The sequence below is a fragment of the Photobacterium lipolyticum genome (assembly GCF_003026475.1).
Classification (GTDB): Bacteria; Pseudomonadota; Gammaproteobacteria; order Enterobacterales; family Vibrionaceae; genus Photobacterium; species Photobacterium lipolyticum.
Map to the genome: position 1 here is coordinate 495,053 of NZ_PYMC01000001.1, position 12,953 is coordinate 508,005.

Genomic DNA, 12,953 nt, shown 5'->3' on the forward strand with positions numbered 1-12,953 from the left:
GCAAAATTACAATATCAAAGTGATGTTATTTAACAAAAAATTAAAACTTATAATTTAAGCCGGCGGAAAAAATATTAATATCTGTCGCGACATTGGCACTTATACCATTATAAGATCCAAGTTCTAACTCTGGCCTTAAGTAATCCCAGCTTACACGCACTGCAACGGAGTTATTCAATGCATATTCAGCTCCAAGTGAGAACATTTGCGAAGTCACGCTGTCATCCGTTGTGTAATCTCCCCAAGCTCCTGCATTAATGATTGTCTCAGCAGAAAACTGTGCAAGACCCCATTTGCCAAAAATTTGAAAATTTCGACCTAATGGATAACTTACTTTGGGAGCTGCCGCGACATACATCATCCTGCCAACGGACACAGAATCCACATTAATGGCATCAATTCCACCAGCCGTAAGTTCAATGGCAAAAAATGGATTAAATTGATAGCCTGCGTACAAGCTACCCGCTATGCTGCTTTTATCGATATCGACCTCAACATCCATAAAAGTTTGACCATAGCCAGAAGCATTCAATTCCGTTCCTCTGAATTGTCCTTGCCCTACCGAAAAACCTATATAAGTTTCTGCAAAAGAAGTCGTTGGCAGCAGAGCAGCAGCCAAGACCAAAGCCTTCACCCTCATGGCTATACCTTTTATATAATTAAAAATTCACAAACCAAATCATGTTTGATTTAATTGTCTAATTTTACCGATAGAAAATATCAGCGACTACATAAAACAAGACAATAAATAACAGAAATCAGACACATCTTCATAAGCTTCTAAATTATTTAAATAAAATATACGCCATAGAATGCATAGCTCGTTAAGGAAGTATTACTAGTGATATTTAGAACTGTATCTAAGTGGGAACACAATACACAACCAGTTTCATCTATAAATTATCATGTATCGTTTTCCATACAGGACTAATTGACTTTCATTGGTTTTTCATTATTCTTAATATTTGCTCGCAACAATTAAATTAAGTAAATGCTAAAAAAAGTTACCGAATTACCTCTAGCCAATTCTATTATATTATTACCTTTCTTAGGGTACTATGAGGAATCAGGCTTTAATCAATACAATTTGCTAAAGGGTTGTGGCCTTTCTCCGCAACTCATTCGTCCCGACAATTTTATTCCTACCTTTCATTTATGTAAGATTATTAACGATGTCTCTGTAAAAACTAGGACTGACAATATTGGAATAACCGCTTCGCAGCTACGAGGGTATCCCAGCATACATCCTACAGTTGCATCTAACATTCCAAAGGCAGACAGTTTTTTTGACCTGTTTTTATTTCTATCATCAAATCAAACGCTACAAGGCTCTCACTTCAAGTTGTGGCTCACATATAATAACGACACCTGTTATATATGCCATAAAGGCCAAATTCCTTATAATGCTCTAGGCCCAGAGCAAACAGAGTATTTTCGAACACTCACACTGCTTAATGTAATTAAAAGCTTTCTTGGGGAGAATTGGAAACCAGAAACATTGTCTTTAGTCTCGCCGTTAGCGCCTCCTCATGACATCATCAAAACAACTAGATCTCTAAAAATTTACACTAACCTGAGTTATAGCTGCATACCGGTAAACATTAAGCTTGATAATATTGCCGAGAAAATAGCGATAAGCCAACTAAACGCCGCTACAGATCCAGCTGCTTTTGAGAGGCTTATCATGGCAACAGAAACGTTTATTGAACATGGGGATCTGAGCTTACCATTCCTGTCTGAAGTCTTTGGTTGTTCACAAAGAAGTTTACAAAGGATCCTAAAAAGCCAAGGTTCCAGCTTCCAAAGTATCATCAAGCACCTTAAATTCAGGCGCGCGAAAAAATACCTTCATCAAGAGATGAGTATCGAGCATATTGCTACGAAACTTGGCTATAGCGAACCTTCAAACTTCGCCCGAGCGTTCAAAAAACATACTGGTCATGCTCCATCATTCTTTCACCAACATAATTACAAATAGTTATCATATAAAATGACAAAATAGCCATCACCTCCTCCGCTTTTCATCATGATAATTAACCACTATATGCAACTTGAACCGAGGGCGTATCCTGCACGAAATAGTCATGAATTGGCGTAAAATGACAGAGACATAAATTGCTCCTACCTATAAATTGCTCAATAAAGAGATTAAACATACTTCCAATCTTGTGCAATCTCCTAGTCTGCTAGCTGAGTACAGAACATGTATATTAAAAACATAAATAACTTCAATTCTGAAATAATTCATGCTCCGTTCATCGGTATAGCTGCTAAATTATCAAGATTCAATTCAGGTTGGCACCTGCACTCTAAACATCAGTTACTGCTTGCTAAAGACGGAAGTATCGTTATTGAAATCAATCAATATCGTTACTTTATACCGCAAGGTTGTGCAATTTGGATTCCTGCACAGACCAAACACAAGACATTGGCTCAAAATGAGACAGAGCTCCGCTCTCTCTTTTTTAAAGAGAACCTATCACTTCCAGATAATGTGCTAGTCATTACTGTTACCCCATTACTTAGAGAAATCATTGATACGATGGCCCATTGGCCATGGGATAAACCACATAATGAACAGTTTTCATTAATGACCGTTTTCAAGGAAGAATTAAACACGGCTTTACAGCACTCACTAAAACTAATGCTACCGCAAGACAGAAGAATAGCGCCACTACTTGAAATGATTAACCAAAACATATTTCCGCCTAAACTGACAGAAATTGAAAATACTATAGGGGCGAGCAGTAAAACTATTGGCAGAATTTTCCTGCGAGAAACAGGCTTAAATTACCAAGCATGGCGACAACAATGGCGCTTGATGAAAGCGATGGAACTGCTCGCAGCAAAGCATGCTGTCAGCACCGTAGCTCAGCAACTGGAATTTTCTAGTAGCAGTGCTTTTATTGCATTCTTCGTTAAACATACGAACCAAACGCCTGGGCGATTTTTAGCATCACTTTGAACAATGTCCAAGCCTGCCTATCTAACAACAACGTATCAAATTCAATATTAGTCTAGAGATCCCGCTCAGTAACGGGAGCCACTAAATTTTTGCTAGAGTATTTTTAACGTTAGTCAAACTGTATTTCACCGCAGTCCTGTTTCCACATCGATTTGGGCACTTTTCGAGTTAAAGTCTTGGCTTTAATATACGGCCTTATCCATTACTTTTGTTGCCTGAAATTCCTCTTCCAGTCTATCGATAGAAGGGATATAAATAGCAAGTAAGGCCGCTGACAATGTATTTAACTCCAGCTCATCAGCACCATGCTTACAAGCTATTTCAAGTTTTTCACAGGCTTTACTCAGGGCGATTAGGCCAATGGCGCCAGCCGAGCTTTTAAGGCTGTGAGCTGGCGACTCAAGGCCGTCGGCCGAACTCTGGATTTCTATTTCTTTGGTCAGTGTCGCCGAACGTTCGTAAAACATCGCCACCATCTCGTGTACCAGCCCATCTCCGAGGATCTGCCGGTCATTCTCCAACACCGAATGGTCGAAAAGAATTGCGACAGGCTCTTTATCCACGTTATCGACTGTATCGAACTTGCTTGGTTGGCCGTTATAAACATTGGCGATAATTGTTTCCATTTGCTCAAACTGTACCGGTTTACCTAAGAAACCATCGAGGCCGGCCTCTAGGTATGATTCAATTTCTTGCCGGAAAACATGGGCAGAAAAGGCAATCGTTGGTATATAACGATTAGCTTTCTCTCTCAGTTGACCCGTCAGCGTAACACCGTCAATATCCGGTAGATTAATGTCCATCAAGATGATATCGACATGATGATTCTCTATTGCGCTTTGTGCCATTTCGCCTGATATGGCCACAACAACCTTGTGGCCAAGCTTGTTCAGGAATCCTTCCGCGACCAAGACATTCGTTTCATTATCTTCTACAAGCAAAATATTCAATGGCGGGACAGACAGTGGAACAGTTTCATCTGTGGAAGTTGGTTCGCACTCCTCGGCAGCGCTCAACGGCAGTGTGAGAATAAATCGGCTACCGATATCCGGCTCACTACGCACCGTTAACTCTCCGCCAAGTATCTCAGCGAATCGCTTACTGATAGGCAAACCTAATCCTGTACCGCGTTCTGAATGAGTCGCCTGCTCAAAAGGCTCAAAGATAACCATCTGCTTTTCTTCAGGAATTCCTTTGCCGGTGTCTAAAACCTCAAACGTGAGCAAAAATCGTTTTTCCGCCAGTTGCTCCTTGATCAACACACGGATTAGAACGCTTCCCTGTTTCGTAAATTTAATGGCATTTCCAACTAAATTGGTGAGAATTTGGATGATCTTGTTGGCGTCACCATATAAACAAATTGGAACATCGCTTGCGACTGCATAGGTTAGTTTGATGTTCTTTTCTTTGGCTCTGGCTTTAAGCAAGTTGACAACATTGCCCACCATCGCGTTGGTGCGGAAATTGGTTTCATTAATATCGAAATATCCGGCTTCGATTTTAGAATAATCCAGAACATTATTGAGTACCCCCATCAGAATTTCGCCTGATGAAATGATGGTTTTAGTGTAATTTTTTTGTGCGTTGTCTAAGGTTGTATCATCAAGAAGGTATAGCGTCCCCATTATCCCGTTCATGGGGGTGCGAATCTCATGGCTCATGTGCGCAAGGAAGGACGATTTGGCTTTGTTAGCCTCTTCAGCTTGTTCTCGCGCTTTTGCATGCATTGCGACTTCACTGTTTAGTGCGTCATTGGCTTCTGTCAGCTGCGTAGTACGTTCATCTACCAGTTTTTGCAGTTCATTCTGGTGCTCTCGCAGGGCTAAAGCATTTTTTTTAAATACCCATATTGCATCCGCGAGGTGACCAATCTCGTCACTCTCCCCCTGCGGAATATCAACGGAGAGATCACCAGCCGCCAGTTTTCTTATTGCAGCTGTCATACTGCCAGGTGCCTCTCGCACATCATCTTTTAACAGCAGTGCTTTGGGTTTATAGCTATTAACGGCCCCCCCGATAGCACTCTGTGCGACTGTCTCAGTCGTTGCGCTCATTTCAGTCATGACTGCGACAACTTGATCCGTCTCAGACGCGTGCTTGATACCGTCAGAGATATGAGCAGAGGCTTGCGAAATTTCCAGGACCATCGACTGCAGATAGATAATGAAGTTGTTTACCGAGTTGCCAATATCACCCAACTCATCATGAGACGTAATATCAATCCGCGATGTTAAGTCGGCTTCGCCGGTCGATAAGGTATCAATGCGCTCTTTGAGAATGACTAAGTCTTGCACAATTGCGTTAAGTGCCCATACAGCCACAAGCAAAGAGATTATGAGTAGTACTGCAACAATAGTCGTACTCGTGTACACTTTTTCGGCAAAAATCTCTTCTGTGGTGTTCGTTAAGCCTTCCTGAATGCTGGTGATGTCGCTCTCATAAGCTCCGGTGGCAATGGTCCATCCCCATTCAGGGAAAATATTTCGGGCATAGACAATTTTGCTTTCTGTTTTTTTTGTGGTTGGATTTTTGTGATCTGTTTTAACAAAAGCTTCGGATTGACCTTGTATGCTGTTCGCAATTTTTTGGGTTGTTGATGGAATAATTGTGCCAACAATAGACGAATCGGGATGAGCCAGAATCCTACCGTCTCTGTCCTGTACCCAAAAGTAGCCATTCTGCCCGTATTTAGATGAACTAATGGTATCAAGAGCCGCCTCAAGTTCATCTTTCCTTAGTGTACTAATGTACTCACCCGTCGCTATAACCAGGTCTAAAGGTTCGAAATAAACCGATGCCGTCAGTTTTTCTTCGACTTTTTGGTTTGCCGGGTTTAAGAAATGGTAACTGGTAAACCCAATGGTACTGGCTTTGGCTGCACTGACAATATTTCGACCGTAGTATTTGCCATTGATGTCTTTTTTGTCATATTCACTCGTGCCGATAGTGCTGGCGTTGCCTCCATCAGCCGTACTAATAACCGTCGCGGCATCATATGCGAAGATATAACGGCCATTGTCCCAGTGGTATTCATTGATAAAAGCGTACACGCTGGTTTGTGCATCGACAACAGAAGCACTGTTATTATAAATACGTTCAATTGTGTCTCTAATCGTAGCTATATCAACCGATAATTCTACCTTGATATTTTCCTGCTTCGAATTTTCATAATAATAAGAAATGGAGCGGGTCACAGTATCGACTTGCCCATTTAAGTTATCATTTAGTAGCTCTGTAACCCTTTTGTTAACATTGCTGTGTTCTGCCTCGACCACGGATTTCTCTGTGTTCTCAAGACTTGTAATAAAAAAGCCACTCATCATAAGCATCGGCATGCACAGCATTGTCATCAGCTTGGTTTTTATTGTAAGTTTAATAGATCTAACCCTCTGATTTATAATACGTATGTGGGTTCCACTTTTTTTGCAACTCTGAATTCACTTAAAGTTGAGATCGCGACTCTCTAGCCTAAGATGTTTACACCCCTATCATCCTCATCGCTTTGTCAGTCTTTCTGACTCTCGCCTTAGACTTAACAGCAAAAGAAGAGCAGCTATTGTTAACAGGGTTTGCTGCTCTTTCTTAAACCGATCTGAGGTTATTTAATAAAGCCTGCCGTTTTTATAGCAGCATAACCCGATGTCATTGCTGCTCTCTTTTCTTTAATTTAACACAATATGCTGATATCAGGGGCTTATAGCTTGAATTGACCCACCAAGCTCTTTAACTCATGGGTCATAGTTGCCAATTCCTTGTTAGCCACGGCCAGCTGCTCAATACCGGTCGCCGATTCTACGCACACCTTGCTGATATCTTCCATATGATGGCTGATTTCATTACTGGTATGACCCTGCTGCTCACTCGCAACCGCAATTTGGCTGTTCATTTCACTGACGCGCTCAACAATTGCTGTAATATCGAGCAACGAACCATTGGCCAGTTTGGTCTGAGATACAGCATTCGTTGCCTGGGCTTGGCTGTTTTCCATAACTCGGGTGGCAGCTTCGGCGTCGGTTTGGATCCCATCGGTAATCGTCAGGATTTCTTTGGTAGCTTCCTGCGTTCTCAATGCTAAGGTACGAACCTCGTCAGCAACAACAGCAAAACCTCTGCCGGACTCGCCAGCGCGAGCGGCCTCGATAGCAGCATTTAACGCCAGCAGGTTAGTTTGATCAGCGATACCTTGGATAACACTAAGTACTTCGCCGATATTTTGGCTATGTATCACCAACTTCTTAATCACATCGGTAGCACTTCCTACCTCACTGGCGAGTAGTACAACGCCTTGGATACTCTGCTCTGTTACCTCACATCCTTGATGGGCTTCTTGCTTGGCTTGCATTGCCGCACCCTCGGCTTGGCTAGTATGCTGTTTGACCTCTTGCACCGCAGCATTCATCTCTTCCATGACGACGGAAATTTGGCCGATCTCGTGCTGCTGTTTGAATGCCCCGTTTTTCGCCTGCTCCATTACAACCGACATCTCCTCTGTGGTTGAGGCCAATTGCAGGACTGAGTTTGCGACAACATTGACCGTGTGGTGGATCTTACCCACAAAGTTGTTGAAGGCGAGTCCCAGTTCGGCGATCTCGTCATTACCTTTGGTATCCAGTGCAACGCGAAGATCGCCGTCACCGTGCGAAATTTCGTTCATGGTCTTGGTCACTTGGTGCAGGCGGCCTGAGATCCGGCTGGCGAGGTAAAACACCAAGGCAGAGATAATGATTGTAATTCCGACACCGAGAATAAACAGGAAAGATTTCGCTTCATCTTGAACCTGGGTTATTTTTCCTTTTAGTTGGGTCGCTTCCTCAGTCAGTAGGGTTTCTGTTTTTTTGATGGTGCTTCTCAGCTCGCCAATCATCCCTTCATCATCGGTTAAGCCTTCTTGGCGCGAAAGGGAGACAAGCTGATTAAACGCTTGCTGATACTGATTTAACTGCGCGGTCAGCTTAGTTGCGACTGCCGTATATTGAGGTGTAGCAAGCAGGCTTTGCATGCTTTCTAAGCGACGAGTAAAGGTGTCAGCGTATTTATCCTCATGACGCAGCATAAAATCCTTCTCATCACGACGCAGAAGTAGCAACTGAACATGCAAGGACTCATCGTCGAAGCGGTTGATTTGATCTTCTACTTCCTTTGCCGCATCTCGCAGCGAACCGTAGAGGCCACTGTTTTTGTCCAGGCCAATTTTTTGTTGAATTGAGACAACATCGTCAAAACGGCTGCTGTATTCGTTAAAGGCGGCTGTTAGTGCTGGTAGCATTTCAAATGGAATGTCGGCGTCAGCTAACGTTATCTTTAGCTTTTGAATATGGGTATGTAGCTGATCAAGACTTTTGTCAAATTGCGCCTTGTATTTTAAATCTTTACGCGCAAGGAAATCTTTTTCTTCCTTGCGCAAGGTCAGCACGTCAACTTCAACTATATAAACGAGTTGAGAGGCCTCCATGACAGTTTCAATTTTTCCGATAAAATAGTGCGAACTTATCATTAAGGCGGCCATGGCGAGTAAAATAATGGCCACGATGCAGTGTAGTGTTCTCTTTATTGACATTGTTGTTATTTATTCCAATTTATAATTATTAGTAGCAATTTTACATTTCAATTTGTTTGGTAATGAGGAAATGCAGGGGGGGACCTTTAGATGCCTTTACTGAACAGTATTTTCGCCGTGCTTAAACGCCCTTTTGTTATATCATTCTTAACAAAAGGGCAAACATTGGGTTATTACAATTTAAACTTACGGACCAGAACGTTCAGTTGGGCGTTGGCAGCTGCCAGGCTCTGTGTACTGTCTACCGTGGCTTGTCCGTTTTGGGTCAATTCATGAACCATCTCGCGGATGTTATTCATATTACGGCTTACTTCTTCGGTTACCGAACTTTGCTCCTCGGAAGCGGTTGCAATTTGGGTGCTGAGATCATTGATTTCGACAATCGAACCGGTCACCGCATCCAGGCTGTTTGATACCCGCTCTGCATTTTCTGCTGTACGTTCACAGCTCGTTTTCGTCACATTCATTGCAGCAACCGCACTAGCAGCATCCTGACGTAATGTCGTTAAGATCTCATTGATTTCAGCGGTGCTGGACTGAGTACGTGCAGCAAGCGATCGTACTTCATCAGCAACTACAGCGAAGCCTCGTCCTTGTTCCCCGGCGCGTGCAGCTTCGATGGCGGCATTGAGTGCCAGCAGGTTAGTCTGATCGGCAATTTCACCAATCACACCTAGCACACTGACAATCTGCTGAGTATTCTCGTTCATGGTGTTAATGCTTGATGATGCTGCATCCACTTCATCCACCAGAACAATCATACTGCCAGATGCCTCAAGCACATCGTCTTTTGCCAACATCGCATCATCATTGGCTTTTTGGGTGTTCGCGGCGGTCTCGGTAGCATTCTGTGCGACTGTCTCGGCCGTTGCGCTCATTTCAGTAATCGCCGCGACGACTTGATCCGTCTCAGACGCGTGCTTAATTAACGCCTGGTTATTTTGCTCTGACTGTACATCAAGCTGCTTGATACCCTCAGTGATATGAGCAGAAGCTTGAGCAATTTCCAGGATCATGGATTGCAGATAAATAATGAAGTTGTTGACCGAATTGCCAATGTCGCCCAACTCGTCATGCGACGTAATATCAATCCGCGAGGTTAAATCTGCTTCGCCAGTCGATAAGGTATCAATACGCTCTTTGAGCATCACTAAGCCTTTAACAATCTTATTGATCGACCAGGCTGCAACCAGCAGTGCAATAACCAGCAATCCAGCGGCAATAGCAATGCTCATAGACACTTTGTCACCAAAAATGTCTGCCGTAGCGTTCGTCAAGCCTTCCTGAATACTGGTGACGTCGCTATCATAAGTGCCGGTGACAATAGTCCAGCCCCACTCCGGGAAAATATTTCTGGCATAGTTAAATTTGCTTTCTGCCTGTTTGGTGGTCGGGTTTTCCTGAACTGTTGTAACAAGAGCTTCGGATTGACCTTTGATGCTGTTGGCAATTTTTAATGTTGTTTCCGGAATGACAGTACCGATAATGTCTGCCTTAGGGTGAGCCAGGATCTTGCCATTCTTATCCTGTACCCAGAAGTAGCCATTTTGACCATATTTTGATGAACTGATGGTATTAAGAGCCGCCTCAAGTTCATCTTGCCTTAGGGTACTGATGTACTCACCCGTCGCAATAACCAAGTTCAACGGTTCGAAGTAGACCGATGCCGTCAGTTTTTCTTCGGTATTTTTGGTTTTTGGATTGAAGAATTGATAACTGGTGAAACCAACTTTATTGGCTTTGGCAGAACTGACAATATCCTGAGCATAATAGTTGCCATTGGTATCTTTTTTATCATAAGAACTGGTGCCGATAATACTGGCGTTAGCACCGTTAGCCTTGTTAATAACCGTTGCGGCATCATAAGCAAAGATATAACGGCCATCGTCCCAACGGTATTCATTGATAAAAGCATATATACTGCTTTCTGCATCGGCCGCAGAAGCACTGTTGTTATAAATTCTGTCTATAGTGTCTCTAAACGTCGCTATCTCGGTCGCTAACTCTGCCTTGATATTTTCCAGCTTCGAATTCTCATAATAATAAGAAAGGGAGCGGGCAACGGTATCAACCTGCCCCTTTAAGTTATCATTCAATAATTTAGCTACCTTCACACTGACATTGCTACTTTCCGCCTCAAGAACAGCATTTTCCGTATTCATAAGACTTGTAATAAAAAAACCACTCATTGTAAGCAATGGAATGCATAGCAATGCAGCCAGCTTGGCTTTTATTGTTAAATTCATGGGGCTAAACCTTTGTTTGTACTCGCGTTATTTAAAAAACTGTTTTCTATTTATTTCTCAGTGAAATCGCCAATAGAAACATATTCGTTTCAGGCTTGCTGTAAAAATTGAATTGAACGAATTTACCTATTTTTAAATGTAACTTACTGATATGTTGCCTCAACAACTGACGATCTCCCCACAAAGCCGGAGCTCTTCCGCCCAGCTGAGTTCAGAACTTTCGATTGCTTTAAGCTCTTTGAGGACATCTCCTGCTCAGTTAATCCACGCCTAGCGCTTATGCAACAACTCAGGTGCAACCAATTGAAGTGCAGATAGTGCATTTATTTTATGAATAAGTATTATAGAAATGTGTAGAAATATGAATACCCCATTGCCTACTATTGCGCGTCGGCTTTATTACGTAAGTGTTAGTTATTTAAATATAAATTAACGCTTATCCAGCCAATGCAGATAAACTCCAATCTTGCTCGCATGCTTGTTTTTCGTGGGAATGGCAACGGTTAAAGAATCAAGAAAACTTGCCTCTGTTGATGAACTGATCGCATCGAAGCTGTCGTCTCGCCTCAGATATGCGATATACCTGTTAATAAAACGCCTGATCGTCAGCAATTCACGCTCACAGCAGCGCCGAGTCTTATTCAAGGTGTTCACGTAATGGTGACAGGTGACGAGGGGGGCATTGCATTGACTGGGGAATGAAGAAGTAAAAGAAGTGCCTCAAGGATCCATTGATTAGACTTTTTGTGGCTCAAACATATGAAGCATTGGGCGATGGCATCTGCCGTACTTCTGTTAGGGCGAAAGCCGTAGCTATTTGGGTCAGCGAGAGTTTCAGATATCGGTTCCAATGCTAGAAGGTGAAGAGCTTGTTGCGCTCTATCAATCATGCAGGGAATACCAAGGGGTCTGAGCTTACTGTTTTTCTTGGGAATATAGATACGCTTGAGTGGTTTAGCTTGATAAGCCTTGCGACTCAATTGATTAACTGCTTTCATACGGCGTGCATCTGTGTTCCAGACGACGCCATCTATTCCAGGCGTTTTACTGCCTTTATTTTGAGAGACTCGTTTAACAGCAAGAAGTTTTGCTGAGCGAGAATGAGTGAGTAACCACTGCAACGCTTTCGCTTTGCTGTGTTTACCTTCTCTAGTTGCCTTTGCGATACGCATTTGAAGCTTTAAGACGTTCGCCTCTACGGCCTTCCAGTTAATGGATTGCCATTGTGCGCCGTCAGAAGATGCACTAATCTCATTCGAAATCATCATTTGCTTTTCTTCCTTAATAAAGTTCTTCAAACTCTCTCGCAACGAGAGACCAGTTGGAAGTGGGCTCACTTTCGTGACCAGACACAGGTCTGTATCTGCATAATTACAATGCAGCCTTTGCTTTTTCCAACCTCCTCTACCTGCATCACTATAGGCCACAGAGGCTTTCCCATAGGGAGCGATACAGGCTTACCATGTTCCGTATGTCACGCAATGTCAGGGTAGACGCCTGCTATAGTGCGGGGAGCATAGCGATCACGAAAGGGTAATCGGGTAACTCCTTTCCTTCTCCCGTGCCTTTTGGCCACAGCGTATAAACCACTTCCGCTGCTTCCACAGTAACGCACCTTGCACAGATTCACTTGTGTTCGTCATACTGACTACCTAGCACTCACCCGACTTATGTGGTTGTCAGGAGAATCAACCTCTCACGATTTAGATCCCGATTGGTCTGTGACCAATCTTCGTTACATTGTCAGAGCCGCTACTTTATTCAGGCTCCTAGGTTCATCTGGTGATACAGATGGTTCACTCGTTGAGCGGTGAACAGCGCTTCATACGACGTCATGTAGCACACCCAATTTGTGGTTATCAGGAGGAACGTCCTCTCACGATTTCATTCCCGTTCAGCACGCTGCTGAACTTCGTTACATTGTCGAGTTCGCTGCTTTATTCAGAACCCTAGGGTCATCTGGTGATACAGATGGTTCACGCTTATCGCGGTGAACAGCGCTTCATACGACTTCAGGTCGCACGGACAAAAGTCAGTTAGAGTCATTAACCTAGCTGTCACCTTTGCCATGAGAAGAAATATCGACAAAGCTAGGAGTGTTGCCAGCAGATGTAAATTGTAAGCATCCAGCCAAAACCGTCCGCAAACGGAAAGCGTGTATGCTATGTCCCGTTTTCACTAGTGA

Annotated in this window: 6 protein-coding genes and 1 pseudogene; 2 read left to right on the top strand and 5 right to left on the bottom strand. The window is 43.2% G+C overall.

Annotated elements, in window-relative coordinates:
• Positions 1-40: 40 nt before the first annotated feature.
• Complete coding sequence (locus C9I89_RS02130) at positions 41-640, bottom strand: outer membrane beta-barrel protein (protein WP_107281685.1); 600 nt, start codon at positions 638-640, stop codon at positions 41-43.
• 351 nt (positions 641-991) lie between these two features.
• On the opposite strand from C9I89_RS02130, the gene C9I89_RS02135 reads away from it, so the two are divergent.
• Together C9I89_RS02135 and C9I89_RS02140 are read left to right on the top strand one after the other, a co-directional pair.
• Positions 992-1,978, top strand: a complete 987-nt coding sequence (locus C9I89_RS02135) for a helix-turn-helix domain-containing protein (RefSeq protein WP_107281686.1) — start codon at positions 992-994, stop codon at positions 1,976-1,978.
• Positions 1,979-2,203: 225 nt separating this feature from the next.
• Complete coding sequence (locus C9I89_RS02140; protein ID WP_107281687.1) at positions 2,204-2,965, top strand: AraC family transcriptional regulator; 762 nt, start codon at positions 2,204-2,206, stop codon at positions 2,963-2,965.
• A gap of 182 nt (positions 2,966-3,147) precedes the next feature.
• Here C9I89_RS02140 and C9I89_RS02145 read toward each other — a convergent pair whose 3' ends face one another.
• The 4 genes and pseudogenes from C9I89_RS02145 to C9I89_RS02160 form a co-directional block, all read right to left on the bottom strand.
• Complete coding sequence (locus tag C9I89_RS02145; RefSeq protein ID WP_245905380.1) at positions 3,148-6,240, bottom strand: cache domain-containing protein; 3,093 nt, start codon at positions 6,238-6,240, stop codon at positions 3,148-3,150.
• A gap of 419 nt (positions 6,241-6,659) precedes the next feature.
• The gene (locus tag C9I89_RS02150; RefSeq protein WP_107281689.1) at positions 6,660-8,522 is read right to left on the bottom strand and encodes a methyl-accepting chemotaxis protein; all 1,863 of its coding nucleotides are present in this window, start codon (positions 8,520-8,522) and stop codon (positions 6,660-6,662) included.
• Between the two features lie 173 nt (positions 8,523-8,695).
• Positions 8,696-10,768: a methyl-accepting chemotaxis protein gene (locus tag C9I89_RS02155; RefSeq protein ID WP_107281690.1), complete on the bottom strand. Its 2,073-nt coding sequence runs from the start codon at positions 10,766-10,768 to the stop codon at positions 8,696-8,698.
• A 719-nt stretch (positions 10,769-11,487) separates the two neighbouring features.
• Positions 11,488-12,036: pseudogene (locus C9I89_RS02160) on the bottom strand (reverse transcriptase N-terminal domain-containing protein); the annotation flags it as partial.
• Between the last annotated feature and the right edge of the window lie 917 nt (positions 12,037-12,953).